Here is a 22,462-nt window from a genome sequence, read left to right as displayed (position 1 = left end):
ATATCCCAATGAAGTTATACCTTTTTGAAAGCCATTATCTACTTATAGGCAGATGTTATGATACGATAATTAATTTTAACTTTTGGAATTCAACATTTTTGACGTAATAATCCAACTAGTAGCCTGTCAATTATATTTGGATGGTTGTGTACAAATCCACAACCCGCTCACAGACGTAGCACTGCGACGTCTCTACTACAACCATCATTTTTATCTTGACAGACTACTAGTACCGCGAACTGTTTTCATTTCGATTTTCTTTACAAACAGACGATCGCTCAAATTATCTCATCAGCGCAAAAACCTACTGATTAGATGAAAGGGTCTGCGTAATTAGAAATATCATCTACTTCGATATCAAAAATGTAATGCGTAGACTACGCGATTTTATTTTACGCCTAGTTGGGCTAGAAACTGAGGAATCTCGATTAAACGACTCATACAACAGCAAATCATCTTCTCAAACTTCTAACTGTCTCGAAAAACAGCTTTATAGACAACTGCGGCAAGCTAAACAATTACCCTTGCCTTCTGTTGAAGACGTGGAAGTTTTAGATGAGATAAATAAGATATCCGAAATATCCGAAGCTTAAACAATTTATCATCCCAACGTCAGATGACGAACTAGATAAAACTAGAATTGGGCATTGCCCCATGACGGCAGATGCTTCAAGTCGGCAGAGCCGGACGCCAGGTGCCTCAAGTCGGGAAACCCGCCCACGGCACTGGCTCCCCAACGCAATGCCTCCCCAATGCCCAATGCCCCATGCCCTAATTCCAATCTTGTTCTTCTTTTTTGCCGCGAGTTTCGTAAATCTTGGCAAAATTGTGAATTTGGCGGGTTTTCTCATAAAGTTCCGCTTCCGTCAAACCCCAAGTCAGCAAGACTCGATCTAAACTCTGTTGAATGTCTCTCGCACCTGGAAACCCTTGATAACGGATTCGCAATCTAGCAAGTTCTGCTAAATTGTAGTCTGTTTGCCCTTGAGATAGTAAAATATCTATTAGAGGGCGATCGCGATTGTAAAGCGGATGTTGCTGGTCTTTACCTGGGAATGCGTCTGTCATAATTTACACCGATTTTACATTTTATTTTTGTAAAGGTTTAAAGAGCTAAAAGTTATTATTTTAGGCTTCCACAGGCTCTCCAGCCTCTACAGTCTACTACTAGACGGCAACCACACCTGAGCCTTACGGCTCTCACTACTGCCACTTCACTTTAAATAAAGATACATTGTCCTTAAGAAAATACATGAAAGTTTAAAAAGAGTGAAGATTATTTTCACTCTCAGCGTAAGCAGCAAGGGAGCAAGAACCCGTTATGTTTGAACACTTCACTTCCGAAGCCATTAGAGTAATTATGTTAGCTCAGGAGGAAGCCCGACGCCTGGGACACAACTTTGTCGGCACAGAACAGATTCTCCTGGGCTTGATGGGAGAAGGAACTGGGGTGGCTGCAAAAGTGCTAACTGAGTTGGGTATTACCCTCAAAGACGCACGTCGAGAAGTAGAAAAGATCATTGGTCGCGGTACTGGCTTCGTACCACCAGAAATTCCCTTTACACCAAAGGTAAAAAGCCTATTTGAGCAATCATTTAAGGAAGCTCGCAGTGTCGGACACAACTACATAAACACAGAACACCTGCTTTTGGGATTGACTGAAGCTGGTGAAGGTGTTGCCGCTAAAGTCCTGCAAAACCTGGGAGTTGATCTACAGACTATTCGCAGCGCAGTTATTCGCCGTTTGGGTGATGATGCAAGCGTTACCGCAGGTGGTGGTGGTCAAAAACGCACCCAAAATCTGAGTATAGAAGAGTTTGGCAGAAATCTCACCAAACTAGCCAAAGAAGGCAAAATTGACCCTGTAGTTGGTCGAGAAAAAGAAATTGAGCGTGCTGTGCAAATTCTCGGTCGCCGTACCAAGAATAACCCAGTATTGATTGGCGAACCAGGAGTAGGCAAAACAGCGATCGCCGAAGGTCTAGCACAACGCATTATAAATCAAGATGTGCCCGATATTTTGCAAGACAAGCAAGTTATCAGCCTAGACATGGGATCGGTGGTGTCAGGTACTCGCTTCCGTGGCGATTTTGAAGAACGCCTGAAGAAAATCATGGAGGAAGTCCGCACGGCGGGTAATATCATCCTCGTGATAGATGAAATTCATACGCTTGTTGGTGCTGGTGGTACAGAAGGCGGCTTGGATGCATCTAACATCCTCAAGCCAGCATTAGCAAGGGGTGAACTTCAGTGCTTGGGAGCAACCACCCTTGATGAGTATCGCAAGCACATCGAGCGCGATGCGGCTCTAGAGCGGCGTTTTCAACCGATTATGGTCGGAGAACCCACTGTACCGGAAACCATCGAGATTCTACACGGTTTGCGGAGCGTTTACGAACAGCACCACAGAGTCACCATTTCCGATGCAGCGCTACAAGCTGCGGCTGAATTGTCAGACCGCTATATTAGCGATCGCTTTCTCCCAGATAAAGCCATAGACTTGATTGATGAAGCCGGTTCTCGCGTTCGTTTGCGAAACTCGATATCCTCTACCAACAAAGAACTCAAGCGGCAACTCCAGAGCGTTTCCAAAGCAAAAGACGAAGCCGTTAGACTCCAAGATTTTGACAAAGCAGGACAAATGCGCGATCGAGAGTTAGAAATTGAAGCGCAACTGCAAGTAGAATCAGAAAACGAGGCAACTTTCCACGGCATCGTCGATGAAGAAGACATCGCCCAAATCGTCGCTTCCTGGACTGGTGTACCTGTCAACAAGCTGACCGAATCTGAGTCAGAGTTGCTTCTACACTTAGAAGATACTCTCCACCAACGGCTTATTGGTCAAGAGCAAGCAGTCACCTCAGTATCTCGCGCCATTCGTCGCGCTAGAGTTGGCTTGAAGAATCCCAACCGTCCCATCGCTAGCTTTATTTTCTCTGGTCCCACCGGCGTCGGTAAAACTGAGTTAGCAAAATCATTAGCGAGTTACTTCTTCAGTTCCGAAGAAGCAATGATTCGTCTGGATATGTCGGAATATATGGAACGTCACACCGTTTCTAAGTTAATTGGTTCACCTCCTGGTTACGTCGGATACGACGAAGGCGGACAACTAACCGAAGCCGTGCGCCGCAGACCATATACAGTGCTGCTTTTCGACGAAATCGAAAAAGCGCACCCCGATGTATTCAATATGCTGCTGCAAATCTTAGATGACGGTCATCTCAGTGATGCAAAAGGTCGGAAGGTGGACTTTAAGAACACCTTGATTATCTTGACTTCTAACATCGGTTCTAAGGTCATTTCCAAAGGTGGTGGTGGTTTAGGCTTTGATTTCACCGAAAATGCATCGGTCGCTAATTACACCCGCATCAAAGCTTTGGTGAACGAAGAATTGAAGGCTTACTTCCGTCCTGAGTTTCTCAACCGTCTGGATGAGATTATCGTCTTCACTCAGTTGAACAAAGAAGAAGTCAAGCAAATCGCCGAAATCATGCTTAAAGAAGTTGCAGGTCGCTTGACTGAAAAAGGAATTACCTTAGAAGTCACAGAACGCTTTAAAGACCGTGTGCTACAAGAAGGTTATGACCCCAGCTACGGTGCTAGACCTTTACGTAGGGCGATTATGCGCCTTTTGGAAGATTCTCTCGCCGAAGCAATGTTGTCCGGTCAAGTCGTCGATGGAGACTCAGCCATTGTTGATGTTGACGACGACGGTCAAGTGGTAGTACGCAAGTCGGAAAAACGTGAGTTGTTATTAACCAGTGTTGGGTAATTTATCCCAAATTACTTTTCGCTTGAATTAACTATAAATTTGACCCCTAGTAGAAATACTAGGGGTTTTTTCTATGCCTAATAACATCATGTCAGGTTTATTACTTGTAAATAATGTAAAGACTTCCGGCGGAACGTCTCTACGACGGTTGCGACGTTTTTATTCTTGTTAATTAAATGGACATGGTATAAGTAGCTGGACAAAAATATTTACAGTCCGAAGCGAACGTTTCACTCGCTATCGACCATCGAATTAGACGTTCCGCCGGAACGTCTCTACGACGGTTGCAATGTTTTGATTACTGTTAATTAAACTAAGACCATATTAGATCCAAGTTCAAAAATTCACAATTTACAAATTCGATTTGTTAAGGATTCGTCAATTATTATACTTAACAATCTAGTTCTGTAATAGACTAATTACACCTAATATTCTGAAGAATCTAACAAATGTGGCGTTATAAAATTCGATCAATTTTTCTTACAGGATTCGTTTGTTTTTTCGTGGTTTGGACTACTCCTGTGCGATCGCAGGAGCAAGATCAAGCTCAAGATGCCAAAACTGAAAAGGTTGAAGAAGCTAAACCAGCGCAACCAGAGAAACCACCAGACCCCAAAGCAGCAACTACTGCTGAAGACCTGAATATTCCTGTTGATGAACTGAAAATCCTCGTTAAGCCCCTTACTCTGGAAGAACTCCAAAACGAGTCAGCAGCATGGATGCTGTCGCTGCACACAAAAGCCAAAGAAATCAGCGAGGCTGAAGTTACCATCAAGCGCGAGAATCAAGCCATTAGTAAACAGCAAGAAGGCGTTGATGCTTTACAAAAAGCTAAACAAGCCCTTGAAGAAGCTAACCAAGCTAAAAAGGGTGCTGCCCCTAATTCCCAGCAGGACAAAGAAGTAACGAAAAAAACAGAACAAGCCAAAGAAGAACTGAAAAAAGCTCAGGAAGCTGTGGAGGAAGCGAAAACAACCAACGCAGAATTAAAAGAAGACAAGACATCGCGTAAGGCGCTGGAAAAGGCTGCAAAAACTGGCGACCTAGAAATTGGCAAAAAAACTCTTGATCAAATAAAGGCAGATCGAGATAAGACGGTTGCTGGATCTCTAGCTTATCAAGAGGCGACCAAAACTATCGAAAAACTAGAAGCAGCGATCAAAGCCTTCGAGAAAGCCCAAGAAGCTGAAAAAGGTGCCAAGCCTGATTCACCGGAATACAAGCAAGCCACCGAGCAGGTCAAAAAAGCGGACGATGCCCTCAAACAACTGCTCAAAAGCATACCTGGGGCTGATGTAACCGAGCAATCGTCCGAGGATCTCGACAAAGCCACAGCCGCCGTCAAAAATACCGAAATTAAAAATAACGGAGAGGAAAAAGTTGCTGGTTTGCCGGGAGTCGTCAACAACCAACAGAACCTCCAACAAAAACAACAACAACTCGAAAAAACGACCGAAAATTTGCAAAAGAGTACCGATGCACAGTCGGAAACAAAGAACAAACTCGTATTAACCGTTACCGAACTTCAATTGCAGCTGACAGGAATCGTCGGTCGCTTTAACGTTGTCCTAGATGAACTGGAGAAAAAAGGTGGCGATGCCAAGCCATACCGCCAGTACATTCAAGCAGTTACGAGTATCGACATCGATACCAAAGATACTGAAGGTATGGGCGTGCGGCTTTTGAGTTGGGCTAAAGCTGAAGAAGGTGGTCTTCGCTGGGCGGGCAATACAGGCAAGTTCGTCGGGATTGTTATTGCTTCGATTATTGTCTCTCAAATCCTCGGCGCGATCATCAATCGATTAATTTCGGTATTCAGTGGTTCATCAAGAATAATGCGTAAATTTATCGTCATGCTGGTTAAGCGTGGCGGAGTTGTTGTTGGGTTCCTGCTGGCTCTGACAGCGCTGGAAGTCAGCCTCGGTCCAGTTTTAGCCCTGGTTGGGGGTTTGAGTTTCATTTTGGCATTCGCCCTACAAAGCAACCTGGGTAACTTAGCCAGCGGCTTGATGATCATGGTCTACAAGCCTTTCGATGTTAATGACGAAATCAAATTCGGCGAACTCTGGGGATGGGTAGAGTCGATCACTTTAGCTAACACGCAAATTAAAGGTCTTGACGGTCAGATATTTACCATTCCCAATAACACAATTTGGGGCGACACCATCGAAAACCTGAGTTACGGTCAAAATCGCAAATTTACACACTGGTTCCGAATTGGCTTTGACGAAGACCTGACTAAGGTGGAGCAATTGCTCGTAGAAATTATTAAATCCCACCCCAATGTTTTGGCAGATCCAGCCCCCCAAACCGAGGTGTGGAGCATTGAGGACTACTACATCAGTGTCAAGGCTAATGGGTGGGTGAAAAAAGACGATTTTTGGACAGTCAACTCAGATATTATTCGCATGATTCGGGAACGGTTCTACAAAGAGGGTATCCAACTTGCTGCTATCCCCAAATCTATGGAAATATCACAAGAAGATGATGATAATAGTAACGGCAAAATTCCCCATTTCGTTTCGGAAACGTCTGTCCCCAAATCTATGGAAATATCACAAGAAGAAGATGATGATAATAGTAACGGCAAAATTCCCCATTTCGTTTCGGAAACGTCTGTGCATCGGAGGGTAGGCTCGGTTTCAGAAACCCCTGAGGATTTAGTACAGCATTTCATAAGTTCATGACGAAAATTTATAACAAAAACTCTGCGTCACTTTGCGCTTACCTCCGCGCTCCCTTCGGGTGACGCTCCTGCGTCGCTAACGCTTCGCTAACATCAGTTCGACGGGACGGCATAGGCTTCCGCCGACTGATTCACCTCTGCGTTAAAAAACGCTACAAACTTATGCAAAACTGTATTTAGTCGATATGATAGGCGCTGAAGGAGCGGAGATTCGCTCATTCTAGGACTAGCCCTTTCAAGGTGATAAGAAGATGAAAAGGGGTTTTTGACCAACATTTGACCCACCTTGAAAGGGCTATTACGCATTGACAGAAAAGACCAAATATGGTGTGTAGGTTTCAGGCATTCAATCCTGATTTTTTGATGATCTTGAGAGCGATCGCCTTCTTCTTGATAGTGAAGTTGGCAGAGAAAGTGCGATCGCTGAAAAAGCTGATATTATCTTTACAATATTCCCTGAGGGGATGATTATTAGTGCTAAACATCCTCTAATAACATTTTTAAATCCATGCTGACAGATAAACCCCTTATTTCTACATCCGCATCAACCTTTACTGTATTTACATCTGATGCTCAGTATGCACCTGCTGTACAGTTGATGAGTTTGCTAACGAACCGGGAGTTTTCACTCATTCGGGCATTAAAACGTTTTGGTGTTGTAGCATCAACAAATTCAGCCATTGAATGGGTGAATATTAACACTGTATCTAAAGATATTATTCAAGAATATTTTTGTGGCGCCGAAACTGCATTTGTATTTATAATGCCCACAGATTTGTCGGATATTACTCAGCTGACGCGCTCAATGCTAGAGATGGCAACAGAAGCAGGAGTCCGCCGTTTTGCCTGGGTTGCACCTGCTTGTCCTACGGAATGTGAACTAAGCGATGTCTATGGACAAGACGCTCTGCGTCTACGCCTAACTGAAGCTGCAAATCTTGTACGTTCCTCTGGTTTAGAGACTTTGGTATTATGTCATGCACCCTTATTGTCTGATTTGCTAGAGCAAAAGAAAGAATTAAAATTCCGTCGTACCCTATCTCTGCCACTGGGCAACAGCAGTTTACCTTGGTTAGCACCAGAGGTAATTGCCCAGGCACTATATAAATGGACGCTGGGTGAATTGAATCACGAACCGCCAGAACTTTTGACAGGTGCAACGCAACTCACCGGACAGGATATTGCCAAAGGACTATCGGATGTATTGACGCAAACTATGAATACGCGGCAGTTTGCTCAACTACGATTTCAGGCGATCGACTTAGATCAAAGTGGACAGATTGATCCAGAAGAACTTTTTCCCTATCTGCTGGATTTGGGATACAGCCACGACGATGCCCAAACAATTCTGCAACAGGCAGATACAGACAACAGTGGGACAATTGATTTTGAGGAATTTATTCAGGGCTTAGAAGAACATCTCAACAAAATTTTGGCAGACGTGCCGACTGAGGTGCGTTACTTTGACGTGCCAGCAGGAGCAGCATTGCACGACTGGATGGTAAGCGGTATGAGCGATAAAGCAGCCCAGTCCCGCTTAGAGTGGCTCAAGACATTGAATCAGTATGGATTGCCAGAGCAGGGACAAGCCGTAACCGAATGGCTGAATTTACCCAATCCTTCTCTAACAGATTGGGCTAGCCAAAATATTTTGGAATTGATCAATGTCTACATTCTGCCAGGGCGAGGCATTCTGACCATTAGCGAAGGATTGCTCGAAGGAAGACCTGCACTCATCACCCGTTTGCTGCAAGCTAATAACAAAATGCTGATTGGTCAGCGCAGCCTTGATGGTGAACTGTTGGAATGGCGCTGGGAAGATGAGGATACCAGCAATCTTGAGGAGGTACGCTACACAGCCGAAAACGGCGGTGAACGAGTCCTCAAATTAAGAGACAGCAAGCTCTTTAGCCTCTCTGTTAAAGGACGTTGGGCAGGACGGCGGTTGGCAATTCAATTATTTTTTCAAGATCAGCTTTTACCACGTTGGCAGGTTGCTTTGTTCCGAGAACTGGGAGAATTGCAAATTGAGGAAGCCATAACGCTGGGTTCCGATAGCGATATTGTTTGCAACTGCACAAAGACCACTTGTGGGAAGGTGCGGGAACTGATCGATACAGGTCTGGATACGCTAGAAGGAATTGTTGAACAAACCCAAGTCACAATGGTTTGTGGCAGTTGCCAACCCCTAATTGAAGAAATGCTGGGTTCGGCGAATCTAGCGGTTGCGGAACTTATTGCGAAACAAAACTTAGGACGAAATATGGTGTCCTTGCAGTTTCGTCCGGTGTATGAAGAAATTGTTGCTTCTAAACCGGGACAACATATATTAATTCAAGGGCGGGTTGATGGAAATTGGGTAACTCGCGCTTATACTTTGAGTTCGCCTGCCGATCAAACAGAACAGTATGAAATCACAGTTAAACGTGAAGAATTAGGGTTATTTTCGCGGTGGTTATCCGATCGCGCTGATGGAGAAGCTTTAATTAGAATTTCCCAACCACGGGGTGAGTTTATTTTAGAAGATGAACAGCCTGTTGTCTTCTTTGCCGGGGGAATTGGTATTACTCCTGCGATCGCAATGATGCGAACCCTTGCCCGTCGCAGCGATACTCGTTTATTTCACCTTGATTGTTCGGCTCCCTATCACGAAGATTTCGTCTTTAAGTCAGAATTAGAAGAACTCACTGCTGCTCACCCGAATTTAACTTTTACTCTGCGAGCAACGCGATCAAGTAGCAGACTGAATCCAGAGGCAGTACAAAATCTCTATCCCTATGTTGAGGGAACAGTTGCGTTCATGTGCGGTCCTCAACCCTTCATGGATGCAATGCGCGACTATTTGCAGCAAGCTGGTTGGCAAGATACTGCCATTCGTCAAGAGTTATTCTCCTCGAAGTTAGATGAAGAGGGCAAAGCTAAGGCTCCCGTCCGGCAGGCAATTCAACTGGCAGGAGGCATTACCCCGATTGAGCAAGACAGTATATATGTTGAGCCGATCGCCTCAGTGATGCAGGAAGCCGAAGTATTTCTCAAGCAATGTTACTTAGAACAAGGGTTAGCGCAAGTATTTATACCGCGATGGCAAGAGGTAAAAGCTGCCATTGAGCAGACAGGAACCTACGAACACACTTACGATGAACTAGCATACGGCACAAAACTAGCTTGGCGTAATAGTAACCGTTGCTTGGGAAGGAATTTTTGGCAAAGTCTGCAATTGCGCGATATGCGACATCTGCAAACCGAGGAAGAGATTTTTCAAACTTTGATGGAACACATTAAGTTTGCCACCAACAATGGCAACTTGCGATCGAGCATTACCATCCTCAGTCCTTACCTGAAGATTCGGCTATGGAACGGTCTGATGTTGCGCTATGCAGGTTATCGACAACCAGATGGTTCAATTTTAGGCGATCCTGCCAACGTGGAGTTGACTGAGCAAGCACTGAAATTTGGTTGGACTAAAGAATCTCGAACCCGCTTTGATTTACTACCGTTAATCATCCAAGTAGAAGAACGAGAGCCGAAATGGTTTGAAATTCCACCAGAAATTGTTATGGAAGTTCCTCTTTCTCATCCCCGCTATGACTGGTTTGAGGAATTAGGGCTAAAGTGGTTCGCTTTGCCTGCGGTTAGTAACATGATGCTAGATATGGGTGGCATTCAATACCCCACACCGTTTAACGGCTTCTACATGGGTGCAGAAATTGGGGCAAGAAACTTTAGTGATATCGATCGCTACAATATGCTGCCAACTATTGCCGAAAAGATCGGCTTGGATTGCAGCGAAACGATGACATTGTGGAAAGATTTAGCTTTAGTAGAACTGAATGTAGCTGTTCTGTATTCATACAAAAAATATGGTGTCAGGATACTTGATCACCATGCGTTAACTGCTTCCTTTATGCAGTTTGTAGATGAGGAAAAACAGTGTGGTCGTCATGTTTATGGCGATCGCGTTTGGCTAACTCCACCAATATCAGCTTCTACAACCCCGGTGTTTAACATAGAGTTTGAAAATCGTCTTCTGAAACCTAATTATTTCTATCAACGTGACCCCTGGCAAACAGAATCTGCGAAGTGTCCATTCCATCATCAGGCTTAAGCAGGCAAAAGGGGTTCATGAAGAAGGGGAAAGGGGAAGAAATTGAATGGGGATTGCGATCGCACCCCGATCAGCCCCTCCTCGCTTGCGGGGAGGGGAGACAAAGCGTAGCTTTGGCGGGGTGGGGTTCTTGGGGTTTAGTAAGTAATCAAACGGACATGATATAAGTCCTAAATATTTTTGGTATAAGTGCAAAGTTATGAGCTATGACAAGAATTGGTTTAAATTAGTCCTGAGTTTCAGAGGTTCTGTTATTTGGGATATTAAGTATCAGGTGGCAGTAACTATGATCGTAGCAACGATCATCACGGTGATCTATGAAAAAGGAGGATACAGAGGATTAAGTCAGCCTAGTTTAGCAGGTTTGATTCCGGGGATTGTACTGGGCTTGCTGTTAGTTTTCCGCACGAATACTGCCTATGAAAGATTTTGGGAAGGTTGGCAGATTGCTGGGATGACAATATTTACAGGTCGTAATTTATCTCGGCAAATATGGATGAATATCATCGTTAAAAGTATTGAAGATCAAGAAAAGAAAGCTTATCATCTGCGGTTAATAGCAGCATTTTTTGTTGCCATGACACAACATTTGCGGCGAGAAGGAGTAGACGATCGCCTGAAATCTCTTTTAGCTCCAGAACATTGTTTGCAATTGAAAAACGTCAGCAATATGCCACTAAAAATCACCCAATTGATTGGGGTATATTTAGCTCAACAATACAGGCAGCAATACATAGATAGTATTCAATTTGCCGCCCTCAACCGTTTACTCGACCAATTAGTTGAATGTTTATCGCGCTGCGAACGCATTCTCAATGCACCAATGCCTAGAGCTTATTCAATACATTTACGACATTTATTGATTTTGTATTGTTTTGCCTTGCCTTTTCAAATGGTGAAAGATTTACATTGGTGGACAGTCGCAGTTGTTGGTGTTGTCGCTTTTGTGTTGTTTGGTATTGAAGCCATTGGCTTAGAGATTGAAAATCCATTTGGTTATGATGCCAATGACATTCCTTTAGATAATCTTTGTCGCAAACTACATAACGATATTGAGGAGTTAATTGCTGGTGATGACAATGCGATCGTGTAGCATCACAGCTTTACCCAATTCCCATATAAGCTAGTACCGCTTTGCGGAAGTCAAAAGTCAAAAGTGATATGGAGTAATACCAATTTTATGTGAGGCTGCACAGAATAATAATCATCTGTATTTATCTGCGTTTATCTGCGTTTATCTGCGGTCAATTATTCTAGAAATCAGATTCTATGCAGCTTCATCTTAATTTGGTATAAGCTTTTTAGCGATTGAGAATGGTTGGTTTATTTACGCCGACTTGTACTAGCAATCTTTTCTATTAATTCTCCAGCATCGCTGCCTTTATTAAACCATAATTATATGACTGAATCAATTGATATAACGACTACTGAAACATCAACAATCTCTGCCATATTCACAAGTTTGCTCAAACAAGTTTGTGAAGAAACACAGTGGGAGTATGGTGAAGTATGGCTTCCTAAAACAGACACAATTTTGGAACTAAATCCAGCTTGGTACGTTAGTTCACGGGTGAAGGACAATCGCCAAGTTGCCTGGGCGCAGTTCTGGTATTGTAGTGAAAGCTTTATGTTGCGATTAGGTGAAGGATTGCCTGGACGAGTTTGGGAAACTCAAACTTCGGAGTGGATTGCCGATGTCTCTGCTCAATCCGAATCCTATTTTTTACGTAATCAAATTGCTAAAGCTTTTGGAGCTAAAGCTGGATTTGGGATACCTATAGTAGAGAGAAATATCCTAGCTATCGTTGTCTTTTTCATGTCTGAAGTTTGGGAGCAAGATATGGAAATAATCGCAGCAACCGAAGTGATCGTTAGGCAGTATGCAAAGTGTGGTGCAGGTACTACGTTGAGGAATGAAGATGAGCATTAACTTTTTAGGCGATCGCGCTTATATTATATTGCCGGAATTTTCCAGACTCGTCCCTATGCAGAAGCTTTTAGTGAATATTACCGATCTTCTTCAAGGTGATTTTTCACCTAAAGACGCGATCGCCCCCTGAACGGATACCTTATAGTATGGGGGTTAAGGCAATACGGTTCGGTTAGGGCAGGAGACGCGATAAATCGCCGTCTCTACAAAGGGCTTCTTATTGTAAAGACGGCGATTTATCGCGTCTTTGTGATCTAGAATTTTCATCAAAAAATCTTATCCGAACCGTATTGGGGGTTAAAGTGCAATTTATGGAAATGTCTAAAATCCAGAAATAAGGCAAAAAATATCAAGAAAATTTACATGCAATTATTTAACCAATTAAGTATAAAAACAAAACTCATAGTCATGTTGCTGGTAGTCAGCGTTTGCGCTATGCTCGCAAGCACCTATATATGCTCTAGTGCTGGTAAATCTATTCTGACGGAAAAAGTCTTCAACCAATTAACCAGCCTCCGGGCTGCCAAAACTTATCAAATCCAAGATTATTTTGAAACCCTTAACAACCATAACCAGACTTTAAGCGAAGAACTGACAGTCGTCGCTGCCATGCAGGAGTTTAAGACAGCTTACCGCGAATTGGAAAAATCAACAATACCAGCGAATTTTGACAAAAAAATTGATACCTACTACAGGACAGAATTTCTAACTAGACTGGCGCGAACTAACGAGGGTTCGCCCGTTCTCGCATCTTACACGCCAAAAACAACTGCTGCCCGTTACCTACAATACCACTACACCGCCGCTAACCCCAACCCCGTTGGTAAGAAACTTCTCCTTGACAACCCTGGCGATGGCAGCGCTTACAGCCGCGTTCACGCCCGCTACCACCCGATTTTTCGCAATATAGTTGAAAAATATGGTTACTACGATATGTTTTTAATCGATCCCGAAGGAACCATTGTCTACACAGTTTTTAAAGAAACCGATTTTACCACAAACTTTACCAACGGTCCCTACAAAGAGAGTAACCTAGCAGAAGCGATCGCCGCCGCACGACAAGCAAAGGGAACTGGGTATGTGAAAATAGTAGATTTTAAACCCTACAGCCCCTCCTACAATGCCCCTGCGGCTTTTATCGCGTCCCCCATCTTTAACGGCTCCCAATTCATTGGTGTTTTGGCGTTCCAGCTTCCCGTTGACAAAATTAACAATGTGATGACTGGCAACAAAAATTGGAAACAAAATGGTCTGGGCGATTCAGGAGAAACTTATCTGGTCGGGTCAGATTATCTAATGCGCTCTGCGTCTCGTTTCCAGATTGAAGATCCAAAAGGTCATCTAAAAACTCTAGCCTCTATCGGTACTGATGAAAAGACCATCAAGAAAATTAAAGAGTTCAATACTACAATCCTCCTACAGGAAGTGCAAACAAAAGCAGTGAAGGAAGCGTTGTTTGGGAAACAGGGAACGCAGATTATCAACGATTATCGTGATATTCCAGTTTTGAGTTCTTATGCTCCACTAGATATTGATGGGTTGAGGTGGGTTATCTTGGCAGAGATGGATGTTTCTGAAGCTTATGCTCCAATTCACTCGTTTGAAAAAACAGTTTTGATTGGGGCTACTGTAATTATCGCGGTAATCACCCTTGTTGCTATGTGGCTGACCGCAATCTTTGTCAAACCCATCAATACTTTAATCAAAAGCGCTCGCAAGGTGGGAGCGGGGGAATTTGATGCGGTTGTCAAATCGGGTTCGCAAGATGAATTTGGAGATTTAGCTAAGTCATTTAACCAAACGATAGACAGTCTTCGTGCCGAAACTCAAGTAATAGAACAGAAAAATCGGGAAAATGAAGCATTAGTCTTAAATATATTTAGTCCCGCAGTAGCCAAACGCCTCAAACAGGGCGATCAAGAAATTGCCGATCAGATTTCTAATGTCTCAGTCTTGTTTTCCGACATCGACCAATTCACCAAGCTAACGAAATCAATGTCCCCTCAAGAGGTTGTTAGTATGCTGAATGAATTGGTAACAGCCTTCGATGAAATGACAGATAAATACGGTTTGGAGAAGATTAAAACCATTGGTGACGGTTATATGGCTGTATGCGGGCTGAGTGTGCCGCGTCTGGATCATGACAAACGCACGGTAGATTTTGCTTTAGAAATGCTGGCATTTCTCCGCCGATTTAATTATGAAAAAGGCTTGCATTTAGAGATGGAAATCGGCATCAATTCAGGAGATGTCGTTGCCGGTGTCATTGGCAAAAGTAAATTGCTCTACGACGTTTGGGGCAATACTGTAAATATTGCCAATCGGTTGAAGTCGGCTTGCCCACCAGGAGCAATCTTCGTGTCTCAAAATGTCTGCGATCGCCTGCACGATCTCTACGATTTTGAGCAGATTGGTGAAATTCAACAACCTGGAAAAGAAAAGCTAGTGGCTTGGCAACTCAAAAGTTCTCACCTGACAGTAAGTGTTCCAGAGGAAGCAGTTTATGAGTAATTTAAGCTTTTCAAGGGACTGGCATATTTGGGCGTTAATTGTCGGATTAGGGTTCCCACTCGTGGTAGTTTTACTAGGAGAGGTTATTTATCATCTACAAAGGCGCGGTAGACCGATGGCGGCTACCCTGCAGGTTGTAAAAAACCTTGTCCTGCCCGTCTTAATCCTGATGCTTTTAATCAGGAATGTCTGGAAGCTTGACGTTCACGGGAATTTTGCCAAGGTCGTCGAAACCCTTTTCTGGATATCTGTTATCTACGCCTCTTTCTCGCTGTTTAATGTGATTTTGTTTGAAAAAGCGGAGGCAAATACATGGCGGGCAAGGATGCCGAAACTGCTGATCGACCTTGCCAGGTTGTTTTTGGTGCTTGTGGGCAGCGCGATCGTGTTGGCGGCGGTGTGGGGTGCAGATTTGGCGGGTCTTGCTACCGGATTAGGTGTTAGCTCGATTGTCATCGGTTTGGCGCTTCAGGATACATTGGGTAGCATCATGTCTGGGATTGCGCTGCTTCTGGAACGCCCTTTCAGCGTGGGTGATTGGTTGCGCGTTGGCAATAGCGAAGGCGAAGACAAGGCGATCGAAGGGCAAGTAATTGATATTAATTGGCGATCGGTTCGCCTGCTAAATCTCCAGCGCCAGGTGATTATCGTTCCTCATCAGTTCATTGGCAAAGGAATAATCCATAATTACAGCCAACCAGAACGCATTTATAACCAACGCATCAATATTGGCTTTTCCTACGATAGCCCCCCTAACCTCGTTAAGCAGGTACTAACAAGTACAGCTCTGGCTACACAGGGGATATTAGCCAAACCCGAACCAGAGAGCAAAACCACATCCTATGATGAGACTGCAATTATTTATGAGGTGGAGTTTTTTATCGAAAACTTTGAGGATGTGGAGCAGATACTTGATAGATTTATGACGCGAATCTGGTACGCAGCCCAGCGAAACAACCTGACGCTATATCGCTACCGATACGAGTATGCTGTGGAAACTGCTGATAAGACAGATAGCGCTTCGAGTAAATTAGCCCAAAGCCTGCACTCAATTCCCGGATTTATGCCTTTAGCTCGTGAGCATAAAAATTTGGATGATTTAGCGAAGGGAACTATTTTACAGCAGTTCGGTGCTGGGGAGAAAGTCATCCGCCAGGGCGAGCCTGGTAATGCTTTGTATATTATCATTGCGGGTCAGGTTCTAGTCACCGTCACAAACGAGTTTGGTACTGAGTTGGAGGTAATGACTATCTTGCGTGGTGAGTTTTTTGGCGAGATGGCACTATTTACTGGGGAACCGAGTCCAGTATCAATTGCCGCAGTTGAAGATTTGCAAGTTCTTGTTATCTACTCAGATGCTGTAAATACGATGATTGAACGCCAACCAAGTTTGGGACGTGAGATCGGTCAAATTATAGAAGCGCGAAGCAAAGCTGTAAGTATGGCTCAACAAGCAGATGTTTCGTCCAATCCTGAGGTTGAATTGCCTATTAGGAATTGGAAGTGAAGTACAGCAAATTTCAGAGGAGGTACATGCGTAAAAACCAAAACCCGCTCTGAGACGTTCCGCCGGAACGTCTCTACGTGTATTTAATAACAACCCAATCTGCTGTAATATCAAATTAAGGAAGAGGAGAAAGGAGAACCCCATATTAAAAAAAATAAATTTCAAAAACATTGAAATCTGCGTAACATCGAAAGTATTGTTCGGTCAACTAATAAAGAACTTGTGAGGAAAAGATACTAATGAAGTTAGATAAGTTCGTACTGGCACAAAATATGGCTTTTCTGATATCGATTTCACCGGAAAGCAATTTAGCTAAATTGCTCTCCTTTTGTTTGGCGACAAAGGTAAGAGCTAATACTTCAGGAACAGAAATCTTGAAGATAACCTGTGAACTAATGGAAAACCCATCAAATCTGCCTTATTGGACTCAAGAGGTGATGGGACTAGATTTAGATTACAGTAGTGACGAGTGGAAAGCTTTGGGAGAGATGGGCATAAAAGATGCAGCAGAATTTATGGCTAAGATAGAGGAAGAATTAAATTCTTTGAATTTATAATATAAAAGCTTCGCTGAAGCACAAAGGGTAAAATATGTCTTTAAATATTGAACTTTTAGAGCAAAGTTTCGAGAAAATTAAACCTCGTGCCGATGAATTTGCCGCTAGTTTTTACGAACACCTATTTACAAGACACCCAGAGATGAAACCGCTGTTTGCCACAACTGATATGGCAAAGCAACAGAAAAAGCTCCTTAATGCTCTGGTTTTAGTAGTAGAAAATCTCCGCAATCCGGAGGCTTTAGAGCCTGTTCTCAACGCTTTAGGAGCCAGACACATCGGATATGGAGCAACTGCCAAAAATTACCGTCCAGTTGGAGAAGCACTGCTGATGTCTTTTGAGCAGTATCTCCAAGAAGATTGGACACCCGAAGTAAAGCAAGCGTGGGTAGATGCTTACAGAGCGATTACCGCTTTGATGTTAAAAGGTGCTGGTGCACAATCCGCACCAAAAGAAGCTCAATTAGAGAAACAAATAACTGCTGCACCAGCCACACAAACACAAACAGAATCAGTCCCAGAAAAACAGTCTTCATTACCCGTAGAGTTACTCGAAAGCAGTTTCGAGAAAATTAAACCCCGTGCCGATGAATTTGCCGCTAGTTTTTACGAACACCTGTTTACAATTTACCCAGAAGTTAAACCATTGTTTGCCACAACTGATATGGGAAACCAACAGAAAAAGCTGCTTAATTCTCTGGTTTTAGTAGTAGAAAATCTCCGCAATCCAGAGGCTTTAGAGTCTGTTCTCAACGCACTAGGAGCCAGACACATCGGATATGGAGCAACTGCCAAAAATTACCGCCCAGTTGGAGAAGCACTGCTAATCACTTTTGAGCAGTATCTCCAACAAGATTGGACACCTCAAGTAAGCAAAGCGTGGAAAGATGCTTACACAGCGATTACCGCTTTGATGTTAAAAGGTGCTAGTGCAGAATCCCCATCAAAAGTTATCTCACATGAAAAAGCAGCAAGCGAACAAAAGCCAAAAGAATTAAAGGAATCTAAGCCATTTAAGCCGGAAGTAGAGCAACAGAAAAAGCCTTTAATATCGATTCAGTGGAATGGTGAAAATCTCCCCCAAATCATAGCGAAAATCACCGCAAAATATCAGGAATTTCCACCCAAATTATCAGTTGGACAGTGGATTGAAATTATCAAACAAATTCTGGAAAAAATCATAGCGAAAATTACCGAAAAATATCAGGAATTTCAGCCAAAATTATTAGAACAGCGTTGGTTTAAAATCGTCACAGAAATTCCGGGTAAAGCGATCGATACTTTCTGGATATTACCAGCATGGGTAGTCGCTACTGTTTCAGCCATCATATTCACAATATTTTTTGTCAGCATTGATGAAAATTCTCTGCTGGGAAAGACTCTGGGTGCTGCTGATACTATTAGTCTCGTAGTTGCCTTAGTTCTAGTAATTAAAGAAGCTCCCGATCGCAGAAAACAATTTCACTACCAAGCTTGGAGTATCATTGATGCATCTCACGGTGTAAAAGTTAGCTATGCCAGAATTTTAGCACTCCAAGATTTAAATGAAGATAATGTTTCTCTTAGAGGTTTAGATGCTTCAGGTGTAGAGTTGGTAGATATTAATCTCCCTAAAGCTAATCTGAGTGCAGCCAATTTTAACGAAAGCGATCTCACTAATGCCAATCTGAGCAACGCTAACCTCGATAATGCTAACCTCTCTGGAGCTAAACTTTCTGGTGCTAATCTCAGTCATGCCAAGCTAAGTTTTGCTCGGTTCAATCAGGCTAACCTCAGTAGTGCCAACCTCAGTAGTGCTAACCTGATTTGTGCTGACTTGAGTAATGCGAATCTGAGCGGTGTCAATTTAAAAAATGCTACTTTGAATGGTGCTAACTTAGATGGTACTTACTTAACTGGTGCAAATTTAAAAGGTGCTAAAGTGAGCATTTCTGAACTGAGTGCTGCTTTTATTGAAGGTGCGATTATGCCTGATGGTTCAAAACATAAGTCTCTCAAAGATTCAAAGTAACGTGTCTCATAGTTGGTACAGCAGTTGTAGCGATCGCACATTATCAAAAGATGAACTTGGATATACAGTAATTTACCGCGTTTCCATCGGCAACACTGGTAGCGTGAGTGCGAATAATCTCATTTTTAGAGATGCCACAAGAAACTTTAACAAATGCAGGACTTACGCAAAGTTACGGAAAAACGAACCGCAGAGAACGCAGAGTTCACGGAGAAATGAGGAAGAGAGAGAATTTTTGCGTAAGTCCTGAAATGGTGGGATAACGAATGTGACATACTATTTGAAAATAATTTGATTTTTTCTCATTTTAATTAACTATTTATTCCCATTAAGGAACTACAGTTACAGAGGTTCCTATTTTCACTATTTCATATAGTTTTCGCACGTCCTCGTTATACAACCTAACACAACCGTGAGAAATTGATTTTCCCACAGAGTCTCTTTTATAAGTACCGTGAAATCCGATTTCGTTTTTTCCATCAGTCCAAAACCCAATCCAGCGCTCTCCTAAAGGATTCTTTAAACCTGGAGGAACAACTTCTGTCTTGGATACGAAAGGGTTTTCCCAAGCTGGGTTTTCAATCATATTAAGCACTTTAAATTTACCTGTAGGGGTTTCCCACTTTGGTTTACCAATAGCTACTGGATAGCTGGTTAGTAAAACATCCCCCTGATAAACATAAAGTTTTCGTTGCTTGAGAACGAGTAGTAAATGGATATTTTGCTCAGAAGTGTTAGCAGGGATTGGCTGCACCAGAGGCTTGAGCCTGAGCAGTAAACGCATCATTCTCTCAGAAGTGCTAGGGAGATTTGGTTGCGCTGGGGAAGAGTTCAGTTGACTAATTATTGTCTTCTCCGTTACTCCTTGCTCAACCGTAGTTTCGGCAATAGCACGTAATTGAAGCCAGAAAAGCAAAGAAATTGAGATCAATCCCAACTTGAGAACACTACGGTAATACATACTACTGCTAATAATCTGCTGCATTAACTGTATAACTTTTAAGATTGCCTTTACTCAGAATAAATAATTTCAGAACTCAAATCTCAACTATCTTGAAGTCTGAATTCTGAATTTCTACTCAACTAGTTTGCCAAATCTCACTAATTAAATAAGTTTTATCCGCATCCCCGAACGCGATTAGTCGGTTTTGTATTATTTGGATTACTTGGTTTTGTGGTATTGCCAGTATTTGGATTAATTGGGTCTTTGGTATTGCCAGTATTTGGATTAATTGGGTCTTTGGTATTACCAGTATTTGGATTAATTGGGTCTTTGGTATTGCCAGTATTTGGATTAATTGGGTCTTTGGTATTGCCAGTATTTGGATTAGTTGGGTCTTTGGTATTGCCAGTATTTGGATTAATTGGGTCTTTGGTATTGCCAGTATTTGGATTAATTGGGTCTTTGGTATTGCCAGTATTTGGATTAATTGGGTCTTTGGTATTGCCAGTATTTGGATTAATTGGGTCTTTGGTATTGCCAGTATTTGGATTAGTTGGGTCTTTGGTATTGCCAGTATTTGGATTAATTGGGTCTTTGGTATTGCCAGTATTTGGATTAATTGGGTCTTTGGTATTGCCAGTATTTGGATTAATTGGGTCTTTGGTATTGCCAGTATTTGGATTAATTGGGTCTTTGGTATTATCAGTAGGTGGTTTTTGCTCCGTATTATTTTGTTGTGTGGTATTATCAGTAGGTGGTTTTTGCTCTTCAAATTGTCCTAATACTATTTGCGGGAAAATAGCAAAACTGAAATAATAAGTGAAAAAGAGTAAAGAAATTACACTAGATATAAATTTCGATTTTCCAGATTGCTTTTGATTCATTTTACTTGATTCCTTTATCTGTAATGTTTTGTGGTTATTTTATCACTAAACTGATATTTACTAATTTAAAAATTATGATTTACAGAATATATTTATATTTACTTTGGATTACATGATATGTTCTCTCCTAACAAATTATCTTGATGCCAAAGTCCACTCTTAGAAGCTCCATTTGCCGATTTAAATACTCCGTTTCCCTCACATTTGTCATCTTTGAAATTCCCTCTATACTCATCGCCATTTTTCCATTTTAATCTTCCTAGACCGTTACGGTTACCGTTGACATACTGACCTATATAATATCTATATGAGGTATTTTCAATCAGATATGAATATATTCCACAACCATCATACTTACCATTTTTGAATTTTCCATCATATCTACTACCATTTTTAAAGAGCAAGATTCCCTTGCCACTTAATTTCTTATTCTGATCGAAAGAGCCATAAAATTTAGTACCTTCATCAAACTCTTTGTCTGGTTTTTCTGGTAATGGTGGTAAAGATGATGAAGATAGTTCAGCATCGCAAGGTAGTTGAGTAAAGTTTTCGGTCGTTTTGGTAGATAACAGAATCAAAGGAGCTAACACAAACATTACAAATATTCCTGCTCCTACTCCAGCTGCAACTAAAACTTTTCTGCGAAATGGCAATTTCCACGACGTTGTTGACTTTGATAGCGCTGGAGATATAGAACTTAGTGCTTGCAAAGCCTCGCTTGCTGTTTGATATCGCTGACTAAAGTTGTAACGTACCATTTTGGTTAAAACGTCAGCCACTTTATTGCTAACTTTTGCCTCATGTTGCCAAATTATTTCTCCATTGGTAGGGTCTTCTTGGAAGTTTTGAGGTAATTTGCCTGTCAAAGCTTGGATACCAATCACTCCCACTGCATAGATATCACTACATAGTTTTGGCTTAGAATTGGCTTGTTCATTTGGCATATAACCATTGGAGCCAATAGCAATAGTTGAAGTAACTTGACCTTGAGTATTCGTAGCCAAACCTTTAATTTCTTTAACTGCGCCAAAGTCAATCAGCACAATCTTGCCATCATGACGACGCATCAAGTTTTGGGGCTTGATATCACGGTGGATGATATTTTGTTGATGAACGACAGTCAAAACTTGTAGAATTTCTTGCAAAAGTTTGACGACTTCACCTTCACTCCATTGGCTTCCAGGTATTATTTCTGCGCTCAAGTCATACCCGTCTACAAATTCTTGTACCAGATAAAATTCGCCATTTTCCTCAAAATGAGCAAATAATTTAGGTATTTGGTTGCTAAGGTTACCTAAATGGTATAAAAATTTTGCTTCGCTCTCGAATAGTCGTCTAGCAACCAGCAAAACTTCCTGCTCGGATGTTTTAGGCTTAAGCTGTTTCACGACACATTTGGGATTGCTAGGCAAATCTAAATCTTCAGCAACATAGGTGTCGCCAAACGAACCACTCCCTAAAAACTGTACGATTCTATAGCGGTTGCGGAGAATTAGGTCTTTCACTATTGTATTTCGTCAAGTATTTCGGTTGTATCCTATAACTTTTGCCAAACT

17 protein-coding genes are annotated in these 22,462 nt (G+C 42.3%); 12 read left to right on the top strand and 5 right to left on the bottom strand.

Annotated features, from left to right (window positions below):
- The first annotated feature begins 368 nt into the window (after positions 1–368).
- Positions 369–593, top strand: a complete 225-nt coding sequence (locus TOL9009_RS0135605; RefSeq protein WP_029638263.1) for a hypothetical protein — start codon at positions 369–371, stop codon at positions 591–593.
- Positions 594–771: 178 nt separating this feature from the next.
- Here TOL9009_RS0135605 and TOL9009_RS0135600 read toward each other — a convergent pair whose 3' ends face one another.
- The gene (locus TOL9009_RS0135600; protein ID WP_029638261.1) at positions 772–1,068 is read right to left on the bottom strand and encodes a DUF3288 family protein; all 297 of its coding nucleotides are present in this window, start codon (positions 1,066–1,068) and stop codon (positions 772–774) included.
- Between the two features lie 253 nt (positions 1,069–1,321).
- Between TOL9009_RS0135600 and TOL9009_RS0135595 the strand changes: the two genes are divergently transcribed.
- Both TOL9009_RS0135595 and TOL9009_RS41590 read left to right on the top strand, forming a co-directional pair.
- Positions 1,322–3,772 carry an ATP-dependent Clp protease ATP-binding subunit gene (locus TOL9009_RS0135595; RefSeq protein ID WP_029638259.1) on the top strand — a complete coding sequence of 817 codons (2,451 nt, stop codon included), beginning with the start codon at positions 1,322–1,324 and terminating at the stop codon, positions 3,770–3,772.
- Positions 3,773–4,275: 503 nt separating this feature from the next.
- Positions 4,276–6,459: a mechanosensitive ion channel family protein gene (locus tag TOL9009_RS41590; RefSeq protein WP_199341469.1), complete on the top strand. Its 2,184-nt coding sequence runs from the start codon at positions 4,276–4,278 to the stop codon at positions 6,457–6,459.
- Between the two features lie 337 nt (positions 6,460–6,796).
- Here TOL9009_RS41590 and TOL9009_RS48205 read toward each other — a convergent pair whose 3' ends face one another.
- The gene (locus TOL9009_RS48205; protein WP_186227772.1) at positions 6,797–6,943 is read right to left on the bottom strand and encodes a hypothetical protein; all 147 of its coding nucleotides are present in this window, start codon (positions 6,941–6,943) and stop codon (positions 6,797–6,799) included.
- A 23-nt stretch (positions 6,944–6,966) separates the two neighbouring features.
- Between TOL9009_RS48205 and TOL9009_RS44155 the strand changes: the two genes are divergently transcribed.
- From TOL9009_RS44155 to TOL9009_RS0135545, 9 genes are all read left to right on the top strand, one after another.
- A complete protein-coding gene (locus TOL9009_RS44155) occupies positions 6,967–10,563 on the top strand; it encodes a nitric oxide synthase oxygenase (RefSeq protein ID WP_072022216.1) in 3,597 nt (1,198 codons plus the stop codon).
- A gap of 17 nt (positions 10,564–10,580) precedes the next feature.
- Positions 10,581–10,730 (top strand): hypothetical protein, encoded by a 150-nt coding sequence (locus tag TOL9009_RS48200; RefSeq protein ID WP_186227771.1) that lies wholly within the window; start codon positions 10,581–10,583, stop codon positions 10,728–10,730.
- 32 nt (positions 10,731–10,762) lie between these two features.
- Positions 10,763–11,656 carry a bestrophin family protein gene (locus TOL9009_RS0135575; RefSeq protein WP_029638253.1) on the top strand — a complete coding sequence of 298 codons (894 nt, stop codon included), beginning with the start codon at positions 10,763–10,765 and terminating at the stop codon, positions 11,654–11,656.
- Positions 11,657–11,962: 306 nt separating this feature from the next.
- Positions 11,963–12,493, top strand: coding sequence for a transcription factor MYC/MYB N-terminal domain-containing protein (locus TOL9009_RS41585; RefSeq protein WP_051503209.1), 531 nt, complete (start codon positions 11,963–11,965; stop codon positions 12,491–12,493).
- Complete coding sequence (locus TOL9009_RS48195) at positions 12,483–12,623, top strand: hypothetical protein (RefSeq protein WP_186227770.1); 141 nt, start codon at positions 12,483–12,485, stop codon at positions 12,621–12,623. Before TOL9009_RS41585 ends, TOL9009_RS48195 begins: the two co-directional genes overlap by 11 nt.
- Positions 12,624–12,856: 233 nt before the next feature.
- Positions 12,857–15,004 (top strand): adenylate/guanylate cyclase domain-containing protein, encoded by a 2,148-nt coding sequence (locus TOL9009_RS0135560; protein ID WP_038298301.1) that lies wholly within the window; start codon positions 12,857–12,859, stop codon positions 15,002–15,004.
- Positions 15,005–15,119: 115 nt separating this feature from the next.
- Positions 15,120–16,511, top strand: coding sequence for a mechanosensitive ion channel family protein (locus TOL9009_RS0135555; protein WP_221928680.1), 1,392 nt, complete (start codon positions 15,120–15,122; stop codon positions 16,509–16,511).
- A gap of 239 nt (positions 16,512–16,750) precedes the next feature.
- Positions 16,751–17,068 (top strand): hypothetical protein, encoded by a 318-nt coding sequence (locus tag TOL9009_RS0135550; RefSeq protein WP_029638246.1) that lies wholly within the window; start codon positions 16,751–16,753, stop codon positions 17,066–17,068.
- A gap of 34 nt (positions 17,069–17,102) precedes the next feature.
- Entirely contained in the window at positions 17,103–19,079 is a 1,977-nt protein-coding gene (locus tag TOL9009_RS0135545) for a globin domain-containing protein (RefSeq protein ID WP_029638244.1), read from the top strand.
- A 328-nt stretch (positions 19,080–19,407) separates the two neighbouring features.
- Here the strand turns inward: TOL9009_RS0135545 and TOL9009_RS0135540 are convergent, their stop codons facing one another.
- The 3 genes from TOL9009_RS0135540 to TOL9009_RS50665 form a co-directional block, all read right to left on the bottom strand.
- Entirely contained in the window at positions 19,408–20,064 is a 657-nt protein-coding gene (locus TOL9009_RS0135540) for a L,D-transpeptidase (RefSeq protein ID WP_186227768.1), read from the bottom strand.
- Positions 20,065–20,195: 131 nt separating this feature from the next.
- A complete protein-coding gene (locus TOL9009_RS0135535; RefSeq protein WP_029638241.1) occupies positions 20,196–20,906 on the bottom strand; it encodes a hypothetical protein in 711 nt (236 codons plus the stop codon).
- Positions 20,907–21,004: 98 nt separating this feature from the next.
- Positions 21,005–22,411 (bottom strand): protein kinase domain-containing protein, encoded by a 1,407-nt coding sequence (locus TOL9009_RS50665; protein ID WP_051503208.1) that lies wholly within the window; start codon positions 22,409–22,411, stop codon positions 21,005–21,007.
- Between the last annotated feature and the right edge of the window lie 51 nt (positions 22,412–22,462).

It is taken from the genome of [Scytonema hofmanni] UTEX 2349, assembly GCF_000582685.1.
Lineage (GTDB): Bacteria > Cyanobacteriota > Cyanobacteriia > Cyanobacteriales > Nostocaceae > Hassallia > Hassallia hofmanni.
The sequence above is the reverse complement of the archived record's forward strand: the minus strand, read 5'-3'. Positions and strand labels throughout refer to the sequence as shown.